The following is a 22,254-nucleotide window of genomic DNA, read 5'->3' as shown; positions in this document are numbered from 1 at the left end:
ATGAAGATGACGATGAAATCCGCTTTGATTGCCTGGGCAGCCCTGATGGCTGTGCATTGCACCCACAAAGAGATGCGCGAGCCAGCCAGTGAAAAGAAATACACGATCTCAGATGGTCAGACGCAGGCGCTGGCCGATCTGATCGGAGGCGATTCTCCGCTAAAACCTTATCGTCATCCAATGAAAATCTCGTTCCATACAAACGGTGATCAAAAGTATTTGTCTGAAACAGCCCGCAAGGCACTGAATCAGGCGATCATTGAAACTCTGGGTGTGGAAAATCCGGAACAGGGCCTTGCTAAACTGGCTGCCGGAAATCTGAAAGACGCGATGATTGAAAACTTTGTAAAGACCATGCGTGTTTACAAGATCATCAACACCGGCTTGCAGGTGGACCTGACGTTCCTGCCACAGCCGAACCAAAGAAACGATTATGCGGCAGAGCTTAACAGCAACCAACTGGTGCGCTTTAATGAAACCGGGGCGTTAAGCTCTAAATGGGAACAACTTGAAAAAGCCACGGACACCGGCACTGTTTATAATAACTCGGTATTGATCCCGGCCACTCAAGGCCAGGCCGATTATATCGGTGGCACTGTGACCTTCTATGTCGAGATTCTGGATACCCGCCCTAAATTCGGTCTGCCAAGCATTAAAAAGAACGGTGTGAAGGGCTTTGCCCGTTATCGCCGCTATTATCGCCTGAACCGCGAAGTGCAAAAATCCGTGTCCTGTGAAGGTTACACGCTGTCGGCTAAAAAGTCCGGCCCGGGTGTGCCGTTGTTCTACACCGTGGATTTGTACAAGAATTTCAGCTTGAAAAACATCATCCCGACGGAAGAAACCATCGAAGTTTTCCCGGGCCTTGTGGCTTCAAACAATGAAGGCCGCAACGAGCTGATGCCGGATAAATATGAAAAAACCGGAAAATCCATTCCGACGGGTCAGTTCGTTGTGGAAAGTAAGAAATCCTTTACTGAGGAAATCAGCTTCAACCTTGAAAAGATCGTTTATGATTTGAAAGAGAAAAAGCTCGACCGTGACCGTTCCCGCGTGAAGCTTGTGAATTACTATTCCTCGCGCGATCAGGACAGTACGGCCAACGAAACGCAGGCGCTTTATTCCGCCCGTATCCAATATTTGAAAAAGTGTGAGTCCTCAATGGAGAAGTTCCTGAATCTGGATGCTCTGGTGAACGGAGGTGTCCTGTGAAAAAGACGCTGATGATTTTGAGTTCCGTAGTGATGGCTTCAACGGCGATGGCGCAAACCGCGCAGGTGTCCCTGAAGGAACGTCTGGCCGCCATGGACTATTATAAGAATAATCACGACATGATGTTTGCGGCCGAAGCCTGCCGTCGTCCGGAGGCTTTGCTTCAGGAAATCAAAAAATTGCCTGCCGCAGAACAGACCAAAGCGCGTGCCTTTGTAAAGACAAACGATGCAGTGGTTCCGGAAAAGATTCTGTTGCCACTGGTATACTGGAAGTTTGTTAAAAAGAATTCTGCTAACGAAGCCAAGGTGATGCAGTACTGGTTGCAGATGCGTTTACAGTCCTTGCGTGATTATGCTGACAATCCACTGATAAAGGACAAAGCTTCTCAGAATGAAGCCCGTTCTTTGATGAATTCCTGGGCGGGTGCAACGAACTTGAATCTGACCAGCCGCGAGCTGACAGAAAATCTGCAGAAGCGTTTCCCACAGATGGACCCGTACTCGTTGTCTGCCGGGGGTTTTGTCCCGGGCAACATTGTTGAGCTGGTCAGTCATAATGAGATCTCTCCGGAAAGAATCCAGTGGTTTAATGACCGTGTGATCTTTGCCGGCGGGGTGTTGGATTTCAATCAGCCTTATATGAAGATGCCTTTGCACAAGGACGATGAAGGACATCCGTCTTTCAAAGATCCGATGTTTGCCAAGATCCGTGACATGATTCTTTCTGCGAAAGATTCCGTGTTCATTGATATCTTCCTTTTCGGGGGGACGATGGGTGGCACACTCAGCAAGTTCCTGCTGGATCAGGCGGTGGAAAAGAAAAAGGCCAATCCGAACTTCAAGGTGTTGATGCTGCATGACTATGCGACGAACTACAACATGAAGGACGAGATGATGCCGATCTTTAAATATATTAAAGATCGCGCGGCGACGGATCCGGGCCTGAAAGGTTCGGTGTATCTGCTTCAGGCCAATATTCAGCGCCATCCACCGGGGATCCCTTTTGGTATCACCAACCTGGTGCCTAAAACGGAAGAGACGTTCAAGGCTCTGGAAAAGCGCAATACTTATTACGAATCCAAGATCGATCACAGTAAGGTGATTGTGGTGGACCCGGAATCGGACGCGCCTCAGGCTTACTTTGGTTCCAAGAACTGGTCGGATCACAGTGGTGGCTATTACTATGATAATGCTCTTTACGTGAAAGGCCCGGCGGCGGCGCTGGTGCAGGCGGCTTACTACGATGACGTGGAAGCGGCTTTGACGACGGACCCGAATGAAAAGAAGTGGTTTTTCTATAAGGAAGAAGGTTACGGCAATGAAGCCTACCTGAAGAACCGCGATCAGATTCTTTCCTGGTTCCGTGTTGATAGATCCAGCTTCCCGGCGGTGGGTAATCAGTCCGTGCGCCTGGCAGAAGCCAATGTGGATGGGAAGATCAAAGACACTCGCAATATGCTGGTGGATATGATCATGAAGGCTGAAAGCCACATCTATATGGAGCATCTGTTCATTTATGACAAGTACATCAACGATGCGTTGATGAAGCGTAAAGCTCAGGTTCCGGGTTTGAAGATCCGCATACTGGCTGACCACAATGGCAATTTCAGCCTGGGTGGATTGCCAAATACGTTGTACTTGGATCAGCTGCTGCGCCATGGGGTTGAAGTTCGTGCCCGTCGTACACTGGGTATCGAAGCGAAATTCCCAAATGGCAAAACACAAGGCTATCACCAGGAAAATCACAGAAAGATCACTTCTGTGGATGGCAAAGTGATGCTGGTGGGTTCTTCCAACCTGAATCCGGACACTTTGCAAGGCAGCTTCCGTGAATTCGGAGCGCAGCTGTTTGATCAAAAAGTCATCGGTGGCTTTGAAGATGAATTCGTGCAGGCTTGGAATGACGACAAGTTGGTTGGGCCATTCTATGAGGGCGAGCATTTGCAACTGCAGGTGATGGGAAAAACCCTGTCGCCGGAACTGAGCAAGATCATCAATGATCTGGGCTCTACGGTGCTAAGAGCCAAAGACGACATCGAAAAGCGTTAAAATCTTAAAGGGCCGAATGGCCCTTTTTGTTTTTCAGCCTATGCGGTAAGATCTGTTCCATGGAAAAAATGGCCTGGAATCTAGAATCTGAATATCCTTCTTACAACTCTCCTGAATTTCAGGCTGAATTTGATCTGGTGAAATCCCAGGTGGATCAGCTGGAAAAGGACGTCAAATCCCTGAAGACTCCGTTTGAAAACGAAGTGGAAAAGATCCAAAAAATCTGGATCGACGTGGAAGCGACCCAAGTTTTGGTTGGTAATATGTCGACCTTCTTGAATTGTCATCTGTCGGTGGACAGCACTTTGAACGAGGCTCAAGCCAAAAAATCAGAGGTGATGGCGCTTAATTCCCGTATGTGGCAGATCCTGATCCCGGTGGATAACTTCATGAAACGCTGTTCAGAAGAAATTCTGAACAAGATCCTTTCCCACCCGGAACTGACGCCGGCGAAGTTTGACTGGAGCCAGGAACGCACACAAAAGCCATTCATGCTTTCGGATGAAGAAGAAACTTTGTTGCAGGCACTTTCAATGCCGGGCTTGCATGCGTGGGGCGAGCTATATACTAACTTAAGCGGAACCATGCGCTGTGAAATGAAATTCAAAGACCGCACGGAAACTGTGGGTCTGGCGAAAGCATCGGCATTGATTCGCAGTCAGGATGAGGAAACCCGTCGTGTGGCGTGGACGTCCATTCAAAACGCATGGACCACGCACAAAGAAACAGCTTCTTCGATCTTGAATGCCTTGGCTGGCTGGCGCCACGAGGTGATCAAGAAACGTTCGCAAGTGAAGCCGGCCCACTATCTGGATCAGTCCCTGTTTTATAGCCGTATCACTCAAGAAACTTTGGATGCGATGCTGACGGCTTGTTATGAAAATGTCGATATGTCCCGCCGTGCGAATCTGGCGATGGCAAAGCTGATGGGTAAAAAGTCTCTGGACCCTTGGGACTTGCTGGCACAAAGCCCGATTTCGGCTTCCAAATCAGAGCGCAGCTATGAAGAAGGCTTGAAAATGATCAAGGATGCCTTTGCTCAGGCTTCACCGGACATGGCGCAGTTTGTGGATATGATGGCTGATAAGCACTGGATTGAAGCGCGAGTTCTTCCGAACAAACGCAACGGCGCTTATTGCACCGGTTTCCGTAAAAAACGTGAACCCCGTGTGTTCATGACCTACATGGGTTCTAACAGTGATATTTCAACACTCGCGCACGAACTGGGCCATGCCTATCATTCTTGGGTGATGCGCGACATGCCCATCGCTGAATGTGGTTATCCGATGACGTTGGCTGAAACGGCCAGCATTTTCTCGGAAACCCTTTTGCACGACGTGCTTTTGACCAATGCCAAATCCCGTGAAGAAAAAATCGAATTTGCGTGGGGCGAGATGGACCGAGCAACGGCGTTCCTGCTGAATATCCCGGCTCGTTATGACTTTGAAAAAAGCTTCTATGAGATGCGTGAAAAGCGCACTGTCAGCGCCGATGAGCTAAGCAAGCTGACCGACGAGGCGTGGAGCAAATGGTACGGCAGCACCTTGAGCGAAAATGACAAAATGTACTGGGCAACCAAACTGCATTTCTCGATGTCGGGAATCAGCTTCTATAACTATCCGTACACCTTCGGTTATCTGTTCAGCATCAGTGTTTACGCCCGTCGTGAAGAATTGGGTAAGGACTTCATGAAGACTTACGTCAACATCCTGCGCGACACCGGCCGCATGACCGCGGAAGATCTGGTGCAAAAGCACCTGGGCGAAGACATTCGCAAGCCAGAGTTCTGGAGAAAATCCATCGCGGTCATTAATCGCAAGATTGAAGAATTCGAAAAACTCGCCCTTAGCTAGGGCGAGCTCTTAGATCCAGTGACATGGAAATGTCATCGGTGAAAACCCCATCGGGTTGGCGATATGCTTCGCGCAAATAGCCCACCTGCTGGAATCCCAGTTTTTCATACAGTTTGAACGCCGGTTGATTCGCGCTCATCACGTTCAGTTCCAGAAAGCTCAGGCCTTCAATGTTTTGTGCGACTTCAATCAGACGACGCAATAAAGCTTCGCCCAATCCCTGTCCGCGATAATCGTGATGCACTGACATTCCCAAGCCCGCGCGGTGGCTGCGTTTGCTGTCTTTGAACGCCACCATGTTGGTGATGCCGATGATGCGACCTTGGTGTTCAGCGATGATCAAAGCACCCTTAGGGTCTTCGTTGGCATCGGTGATCCACTTCATTTGAGTTTCCACGGTTTTCCTTGCCGCGGATTCCGCTGTGCTCAGGATGTAGGGGGAAGTGGGCAGAATTTCCAGAAAGGCGGTCAGTAAGGCTTCGGCTTCACTGACCAAAGCAGGCCTCATAATGATGGAATCGCCGTTTTTCAGTTGAATGGTGCGGGTTTCATGCAATGCCATTTGGACCTCCTTTGGTGATCTTTAAGATCGGCGAAAAGAGGCGTTAAAACAAATCAATAAAACTAATGGGGCCTCAAAGAAAAATGCATCTCTTTAAGGCCTCCCGCATTTTTAGTGCGCCTGAGCAGTTGCGCGCAGTTTGTCCAGCTTTTGAGCCGCCGGACGGCTGGTACAAAGTCCCATCCACTTGTTAATTTCCGGATACGGGGACATGTCGAATTTCAGAGCGTAAAGCAAACCTGCCACGGAAGCCACGTTCAGATCCGCCACGGTGAAACGGTTGCCGACAAGGTAAGTCTTGCCTTTAAGGCCGGCTTCCAAAGTGTTCAGATAATTTGGCAGAACTTTTTTCGCGTCTTCGATGACTTTAGGATTTTTGAATTCATCCGGAACAAACAAAGCCTGAATCAATCAGTTCACTGCCGGAGTTTGCAAATCCACCAGGGCCCAGAAGCTCCATTGCATGATGTGGCCTTCTTCGTCCAAGTTCTGTGGTGCCAGAGGGCTGTTGTGCTTTTTAGCCAGATAGTTGGTGATCGCCATGGATTCCCACAGCACGTATTCACCGTCGATGATGGCCGGGATCTTGCCGTTCGGGTTGATCTTCAAAAAGTCAGCGGACTTGTGCTGCTTTTCGCGCATGTTCATCGGCATCTGCTCGTAAGGCAGACCCAGTTCTTCAAGCATCCAGTAGCAGCGGCCGGCGCTGGACATCGGGGATCCGTAGATTTTAATCATGTGAATATCTCCTTAGGAACTTGCGCTGGAATAAAATCTCAGGGCAAATTTCCAAAACTTGTTTGTTAGATAAATCAAAATACCTGAAAGCAGCACCACCCACGTAAACAGGGCGAAATCCGGTGGCTCAAGCAGGGCGCGGGCCGGCACGCTGGCAATCACCCCCACGGGCAGGGCGGTTAGCAGCATCCATTTAAACCACGGCACATAGATTGAATCCGGGCGCATGCCCAGACGATAGATCTGATACCAGATAAACTGCAAATTCTCGGAACGGGCAAAGATCACCGCCGTGGAAGCCATAAAGAATCTCATGGCATACAAGGCCACCAGTCCGCACGGAATCAGCAGTAGCAGCCAGAACAGACGCAGCCATTCGAAGTTTGACAGCTGCAAAATGCTATAGATAAACCAGCTGGAAGCGATGATCAGATTCCCGATCATTGCCGTGGACGCCTTTTGCAATGAAATCATGAACTGCGAATTAATGGGTTTTGCCAGCAGCAGATCCAGATCGCCTTTGCGCACTTTTTCAGAAAACTGATCCAGGTTTTCGGACAGAATGATCATGTAAAGACCATCAACGACAAAAACCACGCCCAGGAACACGCGCATCTGTTCCAGGTTCCAGTCGCCAATTTTCGGCGTATGGCGGAACAAAACCTCAAAGGTCATGATCTGCGCCAGATACCAGAAGATATCTGTTGCAATACGGGTGATGAAGTTCACACGGTATTCAAGATCCGCGATAAAGCTGGTGCGGAAAAGGGCGGCGTACAAAGACAGGTACTTTTTCAACGTCTGAAACATTTAAGCCCCCGTCCCGGTGTATACGTTAACACCTTTTCGCCAGATCCAAGCGCCGATTAAATTCACCACGACGATGCCGACAGTGACCGAGGCAAAGGATTGCCAAACGGTGCCGATTTCAAGACGCCCGGTCAGATAACCCACCGGAACATAAACCCCGGCACTGAAAGGCAGGGCGATCATGATGGACCTTACCGGTTCCGGCATCAGATCCAGCGGGAACAATTCCCCGGTCATCAGCCACAGGGCCAGATTTTTTGCTCCGGTCACGGCATAGACCTTGTTCAGGTAAAATGCGCAGGCTGCGATCACAAAGCTGATCGAATGCACCAGAATCAGGTAATAAAATTCCAAAGCAAAAGCCAAAGGCAGGCGTTCAAACTTGGTCGGCAGGTCAAAGATAAAGATCGCGATGAACGGGATCAGCATCGACACCAAGGTGGTGATGAACTTATATCCCATCAACTGCGAAAAATAGTATTCATAGAAGCTCATCGGGCGCACCAGCAGGCTGTTGATGCTTCCGGAATCGATTTCCTGAATCATGCGGTATTCATACATCCAGCTGGTGCAGATGCGCGCAAAGAACGCGCCCCACATGGCATAGGCCAGATAGTATTCACGACCGAAGCCGGCGATTTCTGTGGCGCCAGCCCCTTTAAAGACGGCAAACCACAAAAGGACTTCAATCCCCGTGGTCAGTGTCGGCTGAAGAATCGCATCAACGAAGTAGTTCAGCCGGTATTCAAGATTGGACAGAATCGCGAGTTTAGCGAACGCGAGATTCCGCTTCCAAAAAGCGGCGGATGACATCTTCAAAATCGACCTCTTCGTTTTCAGCCAGTTCAGTGTTGGATTTGGTTACGAAATCAGGAACCGTGCCCTGATAGACGATGTTGCCTTTGCTGATAAGAAGCAACTTGTCAGCAAGCTTGGCGATATCGTCCATATAGTGACTGGTCAGAATGACCGTGGGTTCTTTTTCTTTCACGTATTGATCCAGGAACTCACGGATGGTTTCCTGGGCCACGATGTCCAGACCGATGGTCGGTTCATCCAGAAACAGAACTTTGGGTTCATGCAAAAGGGCGCCGATGATTTCCATTTTCATGCGCTCGCCAAGGCTGAGGCGGCGAAGCTGCGTGTGCAGGACGTGCGTGCACTGAAGCATCTCGGCTAAATGGTCCACGCGCTTTCTTGCTTGAGCGGGATCCAGATCATAGATACGCGCCAGTAAAGAATAAGAATCCGCCGGGGAAATATCCCACCACAGCTGATTCTTCTGACCCAGCAGAATGCTGATCTGGCGCAAGAATTCGTTTTTTCTTTCCCAGGGTCTGAAGCCCAGCACACGGGCATCGCCACTGGTCGGCGTGACCAGGCCGGAAAGCATTTTCAGCAAAGTGGTTTTGCCGGCGCCGTTGGCGCCGACCAGACCGACGATCTGTCCGGATTCAATTTTTAATGTGGTTTTGTCCAAAGCAACTTTGGAAACGTGCTTACGATTGACGAAGCCCTTCAGGGAGTTGATGAATCCTTCGGGCTTCTGGTAAGTCTGATAGACGCGGGAAAGGTCGGTGGTTTCAATTACTATCGCCATGTCGGCGACTATAACCTAGAACTACTCGTTGATGAAAGAAAACTCAGCGTAACGTTCTTCATCACTGAAGAATGTTTTCTGGTCTGCAGAGACATAGCTGCCCTCAATAATACGGCCGGTTTTGCAATCCTTCAAAGACTCGCGTTTGCCGTTATAGTCGCAGTCACCCACGTACCAGGCTTTTTCGGAATACTTGATTTTGTATCCGATCAGACGAGCACCTTTGTAGAACGCCAGTACTTCATCCAAACGAGTGCGGCCCGCAGCGTGATAGTCGCCTTCCAAAATGGTGTCGCCCCAAACTTGCGCCTGTTCAACCGCGATGGCTTTCAAGTTGTCGCGAGTTGGGTCGTTCAGTTTGTTCATGCGGGTTTTTTGGCTGTAAACGATCTGGTGGGAATAGTTGGATTTGCACGGCTGAGTCTGGCAAGCGTGCTCATAGTGAGCCGCATCTTCGTAGAATTTGTCGCCGTTCGGGCCCATCTGATCAGCCATAGCAAAAGAGGAAACGAATAGCCCCAAAAGTGCTGTGAGTGCAGTTTTCAAAGACATAGAAACCTCCTGTGAGGTGAATATGCTCCGAAATCGAGGAAACTTTTAATACATACAAAAGAACTTATTATACAAAAAATGAATCAACCGGGGGCCGACCGCGCATAACGAAGCCGGCCCGGGGAGCTATTTCAGACGGAACGAGGCGGAAAGCGGCTTGTGATCAGAGGTTTCGATATTGTTGTGCAGGGTTGTGGAAGTGGCTTCCAGGCCGCGGACGTAGATATGATCCAATTTGAACCTGCGGTTGTCGTTGGCAAACGGCAGCTTCTTCATCTTAAGTTTTCCAAGGATTTCATCAAGATAGCCAAGGCGTTCGTTGTTCCAGGAATTGAAGTCTCCGGCAAAAATCAGCGGACCATCGTGCTTTTTCAGGAAGGCCGCGACCTGTTCGATCTGTTCGCGGTTGTGTTTGTTGGCCACGAAATTCAAACCGTGGATGTTCGCAATCCACAATGTGAACGGGCTGTTGGCGATGGCGTATTCGCTGACCAGAACCATTTTCGGGGTTTTGATCACCGGCTCGCGACCCGGGCTGCGCAGGAAGTGAACCATGGAAGGGCGGGCGTAAGATCCATTCATGACTCCGGTCTGATCGCCGTCTTTTTCCAGGAAGCTTGTGGCAAAGTCCCAGCAATAGTTTTTCTGGCGCAGGATCACGCTGGGAACATATGAATCAATCATGCCTTCCTGAATCAGGATCAGATCGTTCTTGGGAACAAAGTATTCAAAGTCACGGGCCCAGCGGTCCTTGGCTTCGGCTTTTTTGATGTTCCAGACGAACAAGTCAAAATTGGATGGCAGGAAGTCGTGTTGGCATTGGCCAAACTGGGTGTGGACGTCTTTGTCTGCGGGAATTTCGTTTTTAACCTCTTCGGCGAACGCGTAAGAGGACACGGACAGGGTCAGGGCCAGGATCAATCCCTTGATCATTTTTGTGCTCCTTGCAAGGCCCCTCGTCAGTGAAGAGCTCTTGAATTAAACTTTCTTTTCCAGAACTGTGAACTGCAGTCCTTCGACTTTCGGAATCCCGAAGCGTTCATCGCCGTAAGGGAACGGCTTGGTTTCCTTGGTGTTTCGGAAGCCATGCTTTTCGTACCACTTGATCAGCTCTGTGCGAACGGAAATCACTGTCATGAAAATGGTAGTACAATCCCAGAATTGCGCAAGAGCCTCTGACTCATTGAGCAACAATTTTCCGAGTCCTTTCGACTGTAATTCAGGAGCCACCGTCAGCATGCCCAGATACATTTTTGAACCTTGTTTTTCGACGTGAACACAACCCAGAAGATCGCCGTTGTCGTCGTCTTCCGCGACCAGAATCACAGATTCTTCCTTGTCGATCAGCGCCTGAATGCCGGCAGCATCAATGCGCTGGCCATCCAAAAGATCCGCCTCAGTCGTCCAGCCTTCTTTGGAGTCTTCCCCGCGATAAGCAGAGTTAACCAGCTCAACAAGATCTTCAACATGACTAGAATCAGCCTGAGTAAATTCAATATGCATAGAAACTCCCAAAAGGTACCTGCTTACTTTTGTATAAGCACTGCGCTAGACGCTACGTTTATGCAAAAGTAAGCAGGTACCTTTTAGTTACTTCTTTTTGGTGTAGATGAAAAGCTCTTTGCCTTGGCGGCGGGGGATTGATTTTTGCCAGCGACCCCAGAAGATCGGGTGATAATGGTTTTTCAGACGTTGGCGCAGTTCCCATTCGGTGCCACCGTAAGGCGGGCCCTGGCGTTTTTCGAAGGCGAAGAACACACCCATCAAATGGCCGCCTTGTACCAGCACGCGGTTCCAGATTTTGACAAGTTCCTTGCGGCGTTCCGGGTTGATGGCGCAGTAACAAGTGTGTTCAAACACGACATCAAAGGACTGGTCAAAGTCTTGCGGCAGCTTGAAGAGGTCGGCTTGTACGAAAGTCAAAGTCGGCAGATGGCCGTACAGTTTTTTGGCACGTTCTAAAGCCACCGGAGAGATGTCGACAGCCGTGACAAAGTGTCCGGCCGCTGCAAACAAAGCCGCATCATGGCCTTCACCGCAGCCCAAAACCAGCACGCGGGAGCGGCTGATTTTCAGTCGGGGAATCATGTCCTTCAGGGCCTCGGCAGGCTCGCCCAGATTCCAGCCCGGGTTTTCTTCCTGCTGGTAGATTTGGCTCCAGTAAGTTTCTTTTTCGACGTCTTTGTGGGATGGCCAGTAAGCCGGAATGTCGTAGGTTTTGCCGTTAAATTCGATGAAGTCGTCACCGAATTCTTCAAGCAGGTTGAAGAACGTGGCCTGGGCCTTGCGGGACATCACGAACGGAATTTTATTTGCGGCATAACCGTGAAAACGGTCCCATTCATCCAAAGACAAGGATTCCAGTTCGAAGGCATAATGCACGCCATACGGAAGCAGGATTTCCCAGGTTTTGTCGTCTTTCAGATTTACTTGAGCGGCTACGTAAGGTTCGTCGAAGGCTTCAACGATCACCGCGACATCGCCGAAGGTGGAAAGCAGAGTGCCACCTTCGTGAATTTTCAGATTTTGCAGAATTTCTTGTCCCACAATCGGGTCTTGAATGCGAACCTCACGGCTCAGAGCAAAACCCTCTTCATCAATTTGGATGAAATTTGTGGGAATTGCCATTAGTGGCCAGGGGTCGCTGTCGGAGCAGGAGTCGGAGTCGCAGTGGCTGCCGGAGTCGCCTCTGGAGCAGCTTCAGTTGTTACTTCGTCAGTGCCCGGAGTGATAGTGGAGCCTTCAGAGAAAACCACGATGTCATTGGTGGTTTTTACGGATTGCAGAACCCATTTATCCACGTTTTCCTGATCAGAAACATCACGGTAAAGAACCGCTTCACCTTCGATCACTTGTTCCATGGATTCGCCGTCTTCAGTCACGTCAGTGAACTTGTAAGCAAACACCGCGCGAACCTTGTTGTCGCTCAGGGTTTCAGTCCACAAACGAGAGATGGAAAGGTCTTTGGCGTGTGGCTTTTTAGCAGCCAAAGTTTGAGTGATAAGTTCAGCCAATTTCACCTGAATGCCGGAGTGCGTCTCAAATCCAACGGCTTGGGAAGTGTGGATTACATTCCAGGTCCAAACCAAGGCAGCAATGAAAATAACCAGGCTTACAATTTTCTTCATCTCTAGAGTCCTCTCTCCATTTACTCAGTGTGATAAAACTGACATCGTTATCCGAGCATGATATTCAGTTTTTTTCAACACTCGCACAGAGAGGGTATCTCATGAACCAACAATGGCTGACAATCTTAATGTCAAAGGGGATTGAGCTGGAGCAAAACCTGCGTCAGCAGTTGCAAAACGCCAAAGACGGGCTGAAATCTCAGCTTGAAGAACGGGGCATTCGTCTGAGTGCCGCGGACTTGGCAGCCTTGCTGGAAGAGGTTTCTCCGAAGGCCTCTCATGCTGCGCTTAGTTATGCGCTGGATATCGTGCGCCCCTTCTCGGCAGGCATGGGTCTGAGAATCTCTCGCTTGTCCGATACTCAGGTAGAAATGGTGGTTCCGGCCCGCACCCGCAACCTGAACGAAGTCAAAACCATGCACGAGGGTGCTTTGGTGACGGCGGCGATTGAGGCGGCCAAACTGCTGTGGATGCGCCATGCCCCGATGGGTTCTTTTGAAATCAACGTGACCCGTCTTGAGTCTGAATTGTTCAAAGTCACCAGTGAAGAATGCCGTGTTCGCATGGAGCTTCCAGAAACAGTGCGCGAAGTGGTCCTGGCGGAAGTCCGCGATCACCGCGAAGCCAAAGCCGAGGTGGAGCTGAAGGTTTTCGACAGCAACGATCAAGCCGTGGCAGAGTTCCGTTTGCATTTGAGTTTTAAACACACTCCGGCTTTGCCTGGCAGTGAGGGATAGTACAAGGTTCTATGGAAATTTTAGAGACAAACATTGATTCCAGTTCCAGTGATTTCAAGCTCAACCGCGAGGCCATGCTTGGTATCGTCAACGAATGGCGTGAACGCGTAAACCTTGTCAAACAAGGTGGCGGCGAAGACGCGACTAAAAAACACAAATCCCGTGGCAAGTTGACAGCGCGTGAGCGTATCGAGGCTTTGGTTGACGGCGGAACCGCGTTCCTGGAGTTCTCAACCCTTGCGGCTTGGGACATGTACGAAGGCCAGGCACCGGGTGCGGGCGTGGTCACCGGTATCGGTGTCATTCACGGCACTGAGTGCGTGATCGTGGCGAACGATGCGACGGTCAAAGGCGGCACTTACTTCCCGATGACCGTGAAGAAGCACTTGCGTGCGCAAGAGATCGCTTTTGAAAACGGTCTGCCTTGTATTTACCTTGTGGATTCCGGCGGCGCCTTCCTGCCAATGCAGGCGGATGTGTTCCCGGATCGTGATCACTTCGGCAGAATCTTCTACAATCAAGCGCGCATGTCGGCCGCCAACATCCCGCAAATTGCGGTGGTGATGGGTTCTTGCACCGCGGGTGGCGCCTATGTTCCAGCGATGAGTGATGAAACCGTGATCGTGAAAGAAAACGGAACCATCTTCCTGGGTGGGCCTCCTTTGGTGAAAGCGGCAACGGGCGAAGTTGTTGATGCTCAGGAACTGGGTGGGGCGCAAGTGCACTGTGAAAATTCCGGTGTGACGGATCACTTTGCTGAAGATGACGAACACGCCATTGAAATCACGCGTTCGATCGTGGCTCACCTGAACCACAAACGTGCGGTGCAGTTGAAAACCCTTCCGGTGGAAGAGCCATTGTTTGACCAGAAGGAACTTTACGGGGTCATCCCGAAAGACAGCCGCACTCCATTTGATGTGCGTGAGGTTATCGCGCGCATCGTGGACGGTTCTCGTTTCCATGAATTTAAACCGCTGTACGGTAAAACTCTTGTAACGGGGTTTGCTCACATCTGGGGAATGCCCGTGGGCATCATTGCGAATAACGGTGTGTTGTTCAGCGAAAGCTCTTTGAAAGCCGCGCACTTTATCGAATTGTGTGAGCAGCGCGAAGTGCCTTTGATCTTCCTGCAAAACATCACCGGCTTCATGGTCGGTAAAAAATATGAAAACGAAGGTATCGCCAAACACGGGGCGAAAATGGTTATGGCCGTTTCCAACGCCCATGTGCCGAAATTCACCGTGGTGATTGGTGGCTCTTACGGCGCTGGCAACTATGGTATGTGCGGTCGCGCCTTCCAGCCTCGTCAGTTGTGGATGTGGCCTAACGCCAAGATCAGCGTGATGGGTGGCGAGCAGGCGGCAAACGTTCTTCTGACCGTGAAAATGGATCAGATGGCGGCGAAAAAACAAACGATGTCTGCTGAAGAACAGGCCGAGTTTAAACGTCCGACTTTGGAAAAATACGAAAAAGAAAGTGCTTGTTATTATTCCTCGGCGCGCCTGTGGGATGACGGGATCATTGATCCGGCAGACACCCGTCGTGTGTTGGCGCTGGGGATTTCGGCAAGTCTTAACAAGTCCTGGGGTGAAAAAACTCAGGGCGTCTTCAGGATGTAATTATGTCTTTTGTTGTAGTTACAGAAATGAATCAGGTGGCCTATGTGAAACTTCACAGGCCCGAAGTGCGTAACTCTTTCAACCCGGAGATGATCGCTGAGTTGACCAGGATCTTTACTGATCTGGAAGCGCGCAAAGATCTGCGTGCCGTGGTTCTACAAGGGGAAGGCAAAGTCTTCTGTGCCGGAGCTGACCTGAACTGGATGAAAGAGATGGTGAATTTTTCTTTTGAGCAAAACCGTGAGGATTCTTTGAAGCTTTTCGGTATGTTTGAAGCTATCGCTCAGTGCAGTCTGCCGGTGATTGGCATGATTCACGGGGCGGCCTTCGGCGGCGCTTTGGGGCTGGTGGCAGTTTGTGATGAAGTCATTGCTGAAGAAAACACGCAGTTCTGTTTCAGTGAAGTGAAACTGGGGATTGCTCCAGCGGTGATCAGTGCTTTTGTGAATAAAAAAGCTGTGGCGGGCAAAGTTCGTCCGCTGATGCTTTCAGGTGTGGTGTTTAACCCGCACATCGCTCAACAGGCCGGTCTGGTAACAGAAGTGGTTCCAGTGGGCGAAGGCCACACGGCTTTGCAAAAGGTTCTGCACGGCTACATGCAGTGCGGTCCGGATGCGGTTCGTGAAACCAAAAAACTTTTGAATGATATTGATACCTTGAACTGGGCCGATCAGCGCAGCCGCACAACCACGGTGATCGCAGAACGTCGTGCCAGCAATGAAGGGCAGGAAGGTCTGAAATCCTTCCTTGAAAAGCGTGAGCCCGCATGGAGACTGAATTAATGAAAAAGTTCACACGTATTGCCATCGCCAATCGCGGTGAAGTGGCTGTTCGTATTATCAAAGCCTGCGAAGAAATGGGTATTGAAACTGTGCTTCTGCATTCAGAAGCCGATATCAACACGCGCGCTTACCGCATGGCGACCAAAACCATCTGCGTGGGGCCTGCGGCAACGGCGGAAAGTTATCTGAACATCCCAGCAAATATCAACGGCGCTTTGGCCGGTGGTGCGCAGGCGGTGCATCCGGGCTTTGGTTTCCTTTCTGAAAATGCCGATTTCGCCGAAGCGGTGAACAAAGCCGGTTTGACCTTCATTGGTCCTTCTCCGGAAGCGATCCGTGCCTTGGGTGACAAGGTTCACTGTAAAGAGCTGGCAAAGCAGGCGGGTTTGCCTCTGGTGCCGGGTTATCAGGGCGAAAATCAGGATGTGGCTCATCTGATCATGCAGGCTGAAAAAATCGGCTATCCGGTGATCGTGAAAGCCGCTGCTGGTGGTGGTGGCCGCGGGATGAAACTTTTGAAGTCTTCCGCGGAAGCGCACGAGCTGATTGAATCAGCTCAGCGTGAAGCCCAGTCGGCGTTTGGTTCTCCGAAAGTTTTCCTGGAAAAATATCTGGATCGCGCCAAACACATTGAATTCCAGGTCTTCGGTGACAGCACTGGGAATGTACAGCATTTCTTTGACCGTGAATGTTCTGTTCAACGCCGTCACCAGAAAATCATCGAAGAGGCCACATCGCCTTCTTTGACCGATGATCTGCGCCGCCGTATGGGTGAAGCTGCTTGTGCGATTGCCACCATGGGCAAGTACAAAGGGGCAGGCACAGTGGAATTCCTGCTGCAAGACGGGGAGTTCTATCTTTTGGAAGTGAACACACGTTTGCAGGTAGAACACCCGGTGACGGAAGAAGTTCTGGGTGTGGATCTGGTGAAAATGCAGATCCTGACTGCGCAAGGTGATTTCGTTCACGACAACAAACAGATCCGCGCACCGAAGGGTCATTCCATCGAATGCCGTATCTATGCTGAAAATCCATTTATGGGTGGCGTTCCTTCCACAGGCCTTTTGGGTCATGTGGAATGGCCAGAAGGCCCGGGACGCCGTTATGAGTACGGCTTTGATTCCGGCGACACCATCACCCCGTATTATGACCCGATGATCGCAAAAGTGATCGTGTGGGATGAAAACCGCCCGCGTGCGATTCAGAAAATGATCCGCGTATTGAAGGATTCTGTGGTGTTTGGTGTTCACACGAACATCCCGTACCTGATCGAAATTCTTTCTCACAAAGAATTCGTCATGGGCACGATGACGACCCGATTTATTGAAACTTACTTCAGTGAATCATTGAAAGAACCGGCTTTGACAGAGATTGAAAAAACCGTGGCGGCGGGTGCATTGTTGCAACTTCGCGGGGGCGCTGGTGAAACAGCGAAAGCTTCCGCATCCCCTTGGGGTTCTTACTGGAGAGGTATCTAATGGAAGTGAAAGTAAGAATCGACGGTGTTGATCATAAAGCCCAAGCCCAGCTGATCGCCGGGACTTTGTGGGTTCATTATAACGGCCGTGTTTTCACTCAGGATGCCACCACTGGACGTAAGTCCCGTAAAAAAGGCGGCGCGGGCGGTTCTTCGGATCAGATCGTGGCGCCTATGCCGGGCAAAGTGACCAAATTGCTTTTGGCGCCAGGAGCGGCCGTGGCCGCAGGCCAGGCGGTTTTGGTGATGGAAGCCATGAAAATGGAGTACACTTTAAAGGCAGAGATCGCCGGCACTATCGACAGTGTGAACTGCGCCGTCGGCGAGCAAGTGGTATTGGGTAAAGCCCTTGTGAAAATCAAACCAGCATCCGATAAATAGGGCCTATGAAAAAGTCAGTTGTCATTGTGGAAATGGGATTAAGAGACGGTCTTCAGAACGAAAAAACAGTTCTGGATGCCGACACGCGTGTCGAGTTCGCACGACGACTGATTCAGGCTGGAACCAAGCGTGTTGAAATCGGTGCGTTTGTTTCCCCGACCTGGGTTCCGCAAATGGCGGGGACTGCGGAAGTGGTGCAAAAGACTTTTGCTCAGGTAAAGTCCGGATCTATTCCCAAGAAAACTGAATTTTCGGTTCTGGTTCCCAACGAACGCGGCATGATGGACGCCATCGCGGCGGGAGTGAAGGAAGTGGCGATCTTCGCGGCGTGCTCTGAATCCTTCTCTTTGAAAAATATCAACTGTTCTATCGACGAAAGCTTCAAACGTTTTGAGCCGGTGATGGCTTTGGCAAAGAAGCACAAGATCAAAGTGCGCGGTTATCTGTCCACGTGCTTTGGTTGTCCATTTGAAGGCAAAGTGTCTGAAGCCAAAGTGGTGAAGCTTGCTCAGCGCATGCACAAGCTTGGTGTGTACGAGCTTTCCGTCGGCGACACCATCGGTGTGGCGGATGTGGGTCAGGTGGAATCCCTGTTTAGAAAATTGAAAAAAGTGGTTCCGGTGAAAAAGCTTGCCGGGCATTTCCACGATACCCGCGGGCAGGCCTTGGCCAACATCCTTGCGGCGTACAAACTGGGGATCAACGTCTTTGATACCAGCCTGGGTGGCTTGGGTGGATGCCCTTACGCTCCGGGGGCAACAGGCAACGTTGCGACCGAGGATGTGGTTTACATGTTCCATGGTATGGGTGTGAAGACGGGTCTGAATCTGGACAAGCTGATTGAAATCAACCCGTGGATGGCGGAAAAAATCCAGCATCCACTGCCATCAAAGGTCGGCAAAGTCGGCCGTCTGAAACCTTTGGGTAAAGTTCAAAAGTAAATTGTTTCGCTGAACTATTTCTGAGCTGATGTTTGTGATGCCATTTGCGGTGTCACAAGCAGTTCCGGATACAGTTTTGAATACCAGTACTGGTTGCGCAGGATGCCTGCGACGTATTCGCGGGTTTCATCAAACGGAATCAAATCCACGAATAACAACTGATTGTCCACCGGATAGCGTTTCATCCACTTGCGCACGTTGCCGCTGCCGGCATTGTAGGACGCCAGGGCTTTCATGTGATCATTCTTGAATTCCCTGACCAGCGCTGCAAAGTAACGCGAACCCAGCTGGATATTGCTGGAAGGATCCAAAAGCTCTTTGTCGGTGACGACGCGTTTTTTCATGTCCTTGGCTGTTCTTGGCATGATCTGCATCAAGCCTGTCGCACCCACCGGGCTTTTCGTGTTCGGATTGAATGAGCTTTCCTGACGGATCAAGGACAGCAGCAGGAACGGATCCTGATCGCGGTGATGTTTGATCACCAGATCTTCAAACGCCAGGGGATAATAGATATTCAGATTTTTCAGTGTTTTGAACTGGGGATGATTCTGGAACAAACGGCTAAGCACCATGAAACGCTGGTGGTTCATGTCGTCGAATTTTGCCAGCAGTGTTGCCACATAAAGCTGGAAGCCCGGTTCTGCTTCGGTCAGTTCAGCGTAATCAATAAATTCAAGCGTGCGTTTAGCCAACGAGTCTTTTTGCTGAGCCATGAAGTGCTCAACCAGCTGAATGGCGCCGTTCAGATCTTCATACGAGCTGCGGGTCTGAATGCGCTGTTCACGCAAGTCAGAAACCGTCTGATAAGGGCCATCTGCCATCGTCGCGTAGTCTGTCAGGATATGATAGCTCAGTGGGAAGCTGGTGAAATGATCTTCCATGGTGTTGGCAGATACGGATTTACCCTGCTCGCGTGCGGCATGATTCATCCAGAACTGTGCACGGGAAGTCAGTGCGATGTCTTTGGAAAGACTGGAAAGTTTTTTCAGGAAGACTGTGGCCTGTTCAGGATTGTCCTGCCAGATTTCAAACAGACCCCCACGGTAAAGACCCAGGTCACTGAATTCTTTATCTGTGCTGCATTCCAAAGTACGGGCGTACAGTGCGCGCACAGTGGAAAGCACTTTTGCATCGGGAAGTTTTTCTTCCAGTTTGAAGGCCATTGCCGTTGCCAGGTGCGGGGAAATGCAAGTTTTGTCGTTCAGAATATGCTCGGTCAGGTTTTGACGGTCTTTATTTGAAAGACCTCCAATGGAGCGCACACTTTCAGATTCAGAAGTGTTGGAAAGCTCGGTCCATTTCTGCTGACGAATCAGCTTTGTCAGCTGGGCTGCTTTCAGACGGGAATCTTTGTTTTTCTCGGCTGCGGATTTGTCTTTATAGAAGCTTTTGCAAAGAACGGCATTGCGTTCGATATGACAGCCTTTATAGCGGGCGGCAAAGAAGTTGTGCTTTTCATTCAGTTGAATAAAGAGCTCGGCGGCTTCTTTATGTTCCTGGGAAACGGGGGTGGGGCTGGCATGTACATTTTGTAACAGCTGCCCAAAACCGGCATCGAAATAGCAACCTGCCGCCGCCAGGGTCATGGCGAAGGTGCTTGAAATCATTAATAAAGTCTTAAACCGGTTTTTCTGCATAGTTGTTAAAGAGGTTTAACTGCAGTAACCGTACCCTTTGGCGGCTAAGCAATTAGCAGCTCGAATTGTGTTTAATTGGATTTGAAACGTGTCAGATTGAGACGAACTGACTAAGATGGACGTCATGCATTTCTGGAAAGCGCTTTTGGTCATCGCGATGGTTCTGACTGGTGAATTCGTCTTCGCCAAGGACGTCTGCTCTAAGCAGTTTATTGTGGGCACGAACAACTATCAGCCCATGTACTTTCGAAATTCTGGCGGCAAAGCCGGCGGAATCGATGAAGATCTGATTGCAGCGATCATGGCTCGCCGGGATTGTGGATACAATTCACGGGGCATGTCCCGGCCCGCGGCGGTGGAATCTTTAAAACGTGGTCAGCTGGATCTGATTATGCTGGTGGCTGAAAACAATATCTATTCAGATGGCGGCGCCGATTTTATTCCTTTGTTCCGTTCTGTGCGTGAACTGGTTGTGCGCAAATCGAAATACAAAAAAGGTCAGACGGTCGCGGATGTTTTCGGAAACAAGAAAGTCATCTTCGGGAACCTGATTGGATCGCGCGCGGTGATGACCGAGTCTGAATATCAAATGTTGCTTAAAGACAGTCGAATTATTCAGGTGCCGGATGCCGTTGGAGTCTATGCGCTGATTCAAAAGGGCCGGACGGATGCAGTTATTGCGACTCCGCTTTTGAATAACTATCTGGTCAAGGATTTGAAGATTGAAAGTGATGTGACTTTGGTGGCGGATCGAAGCTTTACCACATCATTGGGTATCTATGTTTCGCGCCAGCGGGTACGCGAGGAAGAGCGCGAAAGACTTGAAGGTATTGTCCGTAAGATGAAAAGAGACGGAACAATCGAAAGAATCATTTCCAAATATCTAACGAAAGATCAGATGTCGTCAGTGACCTTCGAATAGAAGGTTACTGACAGGATTTCACTTTGGATGGGGTGAAGTTGTAAATCATCGTGCCGCCCTCTTTCAGAAAGCCCTGCTTCAACTGATCCAAATAAGGGGGTGGTGCTCCCAGTTTGCTGCGACCGCGGCGACTTGTATCCAGTGAGCCGGCAACTCCCAGACAGCCTTGTGTTGGAGTGTAAGGATCCCAGCCATGCAGCAAGACCCCACGACTGTGAATGTCCTGATTTTCCGGCTCCAGGCCCACCAGTTCAATGCCATCACGGATGTTACCACCTCGCGGAGGACTGTAAGCTTTGGTCATGATCGCACCGTTTGGAGTCTTTAGTGAGCCCCGGCCGTTACCAAATCCACCTTCACCACGGGACACCCACAAAGGATTCTTATCAATGACGTTGGCGATGGAGCCATCGGCATTCAGAATCCACATTTTCCCCATGACGCCGCCGCTTGAGAAGTCATTGAAGATGAATTTGTCCTGATTGACCTTGTCTTTGTTCTTTTTCAAAGCTTCCATGGCCTGCTTCAAACCACAGTTCAGAGTCTTGTCGTTCTGAATGGCTTCAGGGAATTTCTTTTCATCACAATTGGCAGTGGCATTGCGGGAATTCAGCAGACGGTTGGTGCTGTCGATCTTTTCAGTCATCGCTGAAGCCATGGCATCAGCTTCCGCCACTTCGGTCCCTTTGCTTGGAGTTACCAGTGACTGGGGTTTGGATCCCAAGCCGAACAGATTCAGGAACCAGTCGATCAGGTTGAAGCTTCCGGTTTTGTAGGCTGGAACATCGCTGGTTAAAGTACAGTTGGTGGTGCCATCACCGCTGGAGCAGGTCGCAGAGTCAGAGCCCAAATCAGATTTCTGCACAACCAGGCTTGAGGATTTGGCCAGGGCCTGCAAGTCGGCGTTGTCGGAAGTGTCTTCGGTGCCGCTGATATCGGTGACTTGATAAAGAGAGTTTTGATCCACGTCTTTGAGGAAGCCGCTGTTGCCTTCGTACTGAGGGGTGATAAAGCGTGTGCCCTCTTTGACGGCCTGAAGTTTCACCGAAGAATTCTTTGGCAAAGCCCCGATAGGCATGACCGCCTCGGTGGATGCATAACTGACTGCTTGTAACAGAAATATTGAAGCGCCAACAATGAACGGTCTCATAGTCTTAATTTAAATGAAAAAGACTCTGAATTTAAGGCCAGTTTCTGTCAAATGGCGGGGAAGGTCCTGTTCCGGGAAAGTCTGAGGGGCACTGGACCCCTC

Annotated in this window: 23 protein-coding genes; 10 read left to right on the top strand and 13 right to left on the bottom strand. The window is 50.2% G+C overall.

Annotation, left to right across the window (positions count from 1 at the left end; all coding sequences use genetic code 11):
- The 3 genes from BDT_RS17530 to BDT_RS17520 are packed head-to-tail and all read left to right on the top strand — an operon-like array spanning position 1 to position 5,116.
- Positions 1-1,212: a hypothetical protein gene (locus BDT_RS17530; RefSeq protein ID WP_015092581.1), complete on the top strand. Its 1,212-nt coding sequence runs from the start codon at positions 1-3 to the stop codon at positions 1,210-1,212.
- A complete protein-coding gene (locus BDT_RS17525; RefSeq protein ID WP_015092580.1) occupies positions 1,209-3,263 on the top strand; it encodes a phospholipase D-like domain-containing protein in 2,055 nt (684 codons plus the stop codon). Before BDT_RS17530 ends, BDT_RS17525 begins: the two co-directional genes overlap by 4 nt.
- 59 nt (positions 3,264-3,322) lie before the next feature.
- Complete coding sequence (locus BDT_RS17520; RefSeq protein ID WP_015092579.1) at positions 3,323-5,116, top strand: M3 family oligoendopeptidase; 1,794 nt, start codon at positions 3,323-3,325, stop codon at positions 5,114-5,116.
- Here BDT_RS17520 and BDT_RS17515 read toward each other — a convergent pair.
- From BDT_RS17515 to BDT_RS17465, 11 genes are all read right to left on the bottom strand, one after another.
- Positions 5,109-5,678, bottom strand: a complete 570-nt coding sequence (locus BDT_RS17515; protein ID WP_015092578.1) for a GNAT family N-acetyltransferase — start codon at positions 5,676-5,678, stop codon at positions 5,109-5,111. The genes BDT_RS17520 and BDT_RS17515 overlap by 8 nt on opposite strands.
- 111 nt (positions 5,679-5,789) lie before the next feature.
- Entirely contained in the window at positions 5,790-6,089 is a 300-nt protein-coding gene (locus BDT_RS17510; protein ID WP_015092577.1) for a glutathione binding-like protein, read from the bottom strand.
- Entirely contained in the window at positions 6,090-6,416 is a 327-nt protein-coding gene (locus BDT_RS17505; protein ID WP_015092576.1) for a glutathione S-transferase family protein, read from the bottom strand.
- A 12-nt stretch (positions 6,417-6,428) separates the two neighbouring features.
- Positions 6,429-7,226, bottom strand: coding sequence for an ABC transporter permease (locus tag BDT_RS17500; protein ID WP_015092575.1), 798 nt, complete (start codon positions 7,224-7,226; stop codon positions 6,429-6,431).
- Positions 7,227-8,039, bottom strand: coding sequence for an ABC transporter permease (locus tag BDT_RS17495; protein WP_015092574.1), 813 nt, complete (start codon positions 8,037-8,039; stop codon positions 7,227-7,229).
- Positions 7,996-8,826, bottom strand: coding sequence for an ABC transporter ATP-binding protein (locus BDT_RS17490; protein WP_015092573.1), 831 nt, complete (start codon positions 8,824-8,826; stop codon positions 7,996-7,998). Before BDT_RS17490 ends, BDT_RS17495 begins: the two co-directional genes overlap by 44 nt.
- Before the next feature lie 21 nt (positions 8,827-8,847).
- The gene (locus BDT_RS17485; RefSeq protein WP_015092572.1) at positions 8,848-9,378 is read right to left on the bottom strand and encodes a hypothetical protein; all 531 of its coding nucleotides are present in this window, start codon (positions 9,376-9,378) and stop codon (positions 8,848-8,850) included.
- Positions 9,379-9,504: 126 nt separating this feature from the next.
- Positions 9,505-10,311: an endonuclease/exonuclease/phosphatase family protein gene (locus BDT_RS17480; protein WP_015092571.1), complete on the bottom strand. Its 807-nt coding sequence runs from the start codon at positions 10,309-10,311 to the stop codon at positions 9,505-9,507.
- Between the two features lie 45 nt (positions 10,312-10,356).
- Positions 10,357-10,881 (bottom strand): GNAT family N-acetyltransferase, encoded by a 525-nt coding sequence (locus tag BDT_RS17475; protein WP_015092570.1) that lies wholly within the window; start codon positions 10,879-10,881, stop codon positions 10,357-10,359.
- An 87-nt stretch (positions 10,882-10,968) separates the two neighbouring features.
- Entirely contained in the window at positions 10,969-12,006 is a 1,038-nt protein-coding gene (locus BDT_RS17470) for a class I SAM-dependent methyltransferase (RefSeq protein ID WP_015092569.1), read from the bottom strand.
- Positions 12,006-12,506 (bottom strand): hypothetical protein, encoded by a 501-nt coding sequence (locus BDT_RS17465; protein WP_015092568.1) that lies wholly within the window; start codon positions 12,504-12,506, stop codon positions 12,006-12,008. The genes BDT_RS17470 and BDT_RS17465 overlap by 1 nt, the downstream gene beginning before the upstream one ends.
- A 101-nt stretch (positions 12,507-12,607) precedes the next feature.
- Between BDT_RS17465 and BDT_RS17460 the strand changes: the two genes are divergently transcribed.
- The 6 genes from BDT_RS17460 to BDT_RS17435 are packed head-to-tail and all read left to right on the top strand — an operon-like array spanning position 12,608 to position 18,443.
- Positions 12,608-13,243 carry a PaaI family thioesterase gene (locus tag BDT_RS17460; RefSeq protein ID WP_041578053.1) on the top strand — a complete coding sequence of 212 codons (636 nt, stop codon included), beginning with the start codon at positions 12,608-12,610 and terminating at the stop codon, positions 13,241-13,243.
- An 11-nt stretch (positions 13,244-13,254) separates the two neighbouring features.
- Positions 13,255-14,862, top strand: coding sequence for a carboxyl transferase domain-containing protein (locus BDT_RS17455; protein WP_015092566.1), 1,608 nt, complete (start codon positions 13,255-13,257; stop codon positions 14,860-14,862).
- A gap of 2 nt (positions 14,863-14,864) precedes the next feature.
- Positions 14,865-15,644, top strand: a complete 780-nt coding sequence (locus BDT_RS17450) for an enoyl-CoA hydratase-related protein (RefSeq protein ID WP_015092565.1) — start codon at positions 14,865-14,867, stop codon at positions 15,642-15,644.
- On the top strand, positions 15,644-17,122 hold the full coding sequence (locus BDT_RS17445) for an acetyl-CoA carboxylase biotin carboxylase subunit (protein ID WP_015092564.1): 1,479 nt from the start codon (positions 15,644-15,646) through the stop codon (positions 17,120-17,122). Before BDT_RS17450 ends, BDT_RS17445 begins: the two co-directional genes overlap by 1 nt.
- Positions 17,122-17,502: an acetyl-CoA carboxylase biotin carboxyl carrier protein subunit gene (locus BDT_RS17440; protein ID WP_015092563.1), complete on the top strand. Its 381-nt coding sequence runs from the start codon at positions 17,122-17,124 to the stop codon at positions 17,500-17,502. Before BDT_RS17445 ends, BDT_RS17440 begins: the two co-directional genes overlap by 1 nt.
- A gap of 5 nt (positions 17,503-17,507) precedes the next feature.
- On the top strand, positions 17,508-18,443 hold the full coding sequence (locus tag BDT_RS17435) for a hydroxymethylglutaryl-CoA lyase (protein ID WP_015092562.1): 936 nt from the start codon (positions 17,508-17,510) through the stop codon (positions 18,441-18,443).
- A 14-nt stretch (positions 18,444-18,457) separates the two neighbouring features.
- On the opposite strand, the gene BDT_RS17430 is transcribed toward BDT_RS17435, so the two are convergent.
- Entirely contained in the window at positions 18,458-20,050 is a 1,593-nt protein-coding gene (locus BDT_RS17430; protein WP_235046186.1) for a lytic transglycosylase domain-containing protein, read from the bottom strand.
- A gap of 154 nt (positions 20,051-20,204) precedes the next feature.
- Between BDT_RS17430 and BDT_RS17425 the strand changes: the two genes are divergently transcribed.
- On the top strand, positions 20,205-21,002 hold the full coding sequence (locus BDT_RS17425) for a substrate-binding periplasmic protein (protein WP_148278883.1): 798 nt from the start codon (positions 20,205-20,207) through the stop codon (positions 21,000-21,002).
- 4 nt (positions 21,003-21,006) lie between these two features.
- Here the strand turns inward: BDT_RS17425 and BDT_RS17420 are convergent, their stop codons facing one another.
- Positions 21,007-22,152, bottom strand: coding sequence for a hypothetical protein (locus BDT_RS17420; RefSeq protein WP_041578051.1), 1,146 nt, complete (start codon positions 22,150-22,152; stop codon positions 21,007-21,009).
- Positions 22,153-22,254 lie beyond the last annotated feature (102 nt).

This window comes from Bdellovibrio bacteriovorus str. Tiberius (genome assembly GCF_000317895.1).
In the GTDB taxonomy this organism is placed as follows: domain Bacteria; phylum Bdellovibrionota; class Bdellovibrionia; order Bdellovibrionales; family Bdellovibrionaceae; genus Bdellovibrio; species Bdellovibrio bacteriovorus_F.
This window is presented reverse-complemented; position numbering and strand designations above follow the sequence as displayed.

Excerpts from the sequence above, each read along its gene's own strand:
- BDT_RS17515 (WP_015092578.1), bottom strand. The coding sequence starts at position 5,678 with ATGGCATTGCATGAAACCCGCACCATTCAACTGAAAAACGGCGATTCC.
- BDT_RS17505 (WP_015092576.1), bottom strand. The coding sequence starts at position 6,416 with ATGATTAAAATCTACGGATCCCCGATGTCCAGCGCCGGCCGCTGCTAC.
- BDT_RS17500 (WP_015092575.1), bottom strand. The coding sequence starts at position 7,226 with ATGTTTCAGACGTTGAAAAAGTACCTGTCTTTGTACGCCGCCCTTTTC.
- BDT_RS17480 (WP_015092571.1), bottom strand. The coding sequence starts at position 10,311 with ATGATCAAGGGATTGATCCTGGCCCTGACCCTGTCCGTGTCCTCTTAC.
- BDT_RS17425 (WP_148278883.1), top strand. The coding sequence starts at position 20,205 with ATGCATTTCTGGAAAGCGCTTTTGGTCATCGCGATGGTTCTGACTGGT.
- BDT_RS17520 (WP_015092579.1), top strand. The coding sequence starts at position 3,323 with ATGGAAAAAATGGCCTGGAATCTAGAATCTGAATATCCTTCTTACAAC.
- BDT_RS17460 (WP_041578053.1), top strand. The coding sequence starts at position 12,608 with ATGAACCAACAATGGCTGACAATCTTAATGTCAAAGGGGATTGAGCTG.
- BDT_RS17440 (WP_015092563.1), top strand. The coding sequence starts at position 17,122 with ATGGAAGTGAAAGTAAGAATCGACGGTGTTGATCATAAAGCCCAAGCC.
- BDT_RS17495 (WP_015092574.1), bottom strand. The coding sequence starts at position 8,039 with ATGTCATCCGCCGCTTTTTGGAAGCGGAATCTCGCGTTCGCTAAACTC.
- BDT_RS17470 (WP_015092569.1), bottom strand. The coding sequence starts at position 12,006 with ATGGCAATTCCCACAAATTTCATCCAAATTGATGAAGAGGGTTTTGCT.
- BDT_RS17430 (WP_235046186.1), bottom strand. The coding sequence starts at position 20,050 with ATGATTTCAAGCACCTTCGCCATGACCCTGGCGGCGGCAGGTTGCTAT.
- BDT_RS17530 (WP_015092581.1), top strand. The coding sequence starts at position 1 with ATGAAGATGACGATGAAATCCGCTTTGATTGCCTGGGCAGCCCTGATG.
- BDT_RS17450 (WP_015092565.1), top strand. The coding sequence starts at position 14,865 with ATGTCTTTTGTTGTAGTTACAGAAATGAATCAGGTGGCCTATGTGAAA.
- BDT_RS17420 (WP_041578051.1), bottom strand. The coding sequence starts at position 22,152 with ATGAGACCGTTCATTGTTGGCGCTTCAATATTTCTGTTACAAGCAGTC.
- BDT_RS17455 (WP_015092566.1), top strand. The coding sequence starts at position 13,255 with ATGGAAATTTTAGAGACAAACATTGATTCCAGTTCCAGTGATTTCAAG.
- BDT_RS17485 (WP_015092572.1), bottom strand. The coding sequence starts at position 9,378 with ATGTCTTTGAAAACTGCACTCACAGCACTTTTGGGGCTATTCGTTTCC.
- BDT_RS17435 (WP_015092562.1), top strand. The coding sequence starts at position 17,508 with ATGAAAAAGTCAGTTGTCATTGTGGAAATGGGATTAAGAGACGGTCTT.
- BDT_RS17490 (WP_015092573.1), bottom strand. The coding sequence starts at position 8,826 with ATGGCGATAGTAATTGAAACCACCGACCTTTCCCGCGTCTATCAGACT.
- BDT_RS17465 (WP_015092568.1), bottom strand. The coding sequence starts at position 12,506 with ATGAAGAAAATTGTAAGCCTGGTTATTTTCATTGCTGCCTTGGTTTGG.
- BDT_RS17475 (WP_015092570.1), bottom strand. The coding sequence starts at position 10,881 with ATGCATATTGAATTTACTCAGGCTGATTCTAGTCATGTTGAAGATCTT.
- BDT_RS17445 (WP_015092564.1), top strand. The coding sequence starts at position 15,644 with ATGAAAAAGTTCACACGTATTGCCATCGCCAATCGCGGTGAAGTGGCT.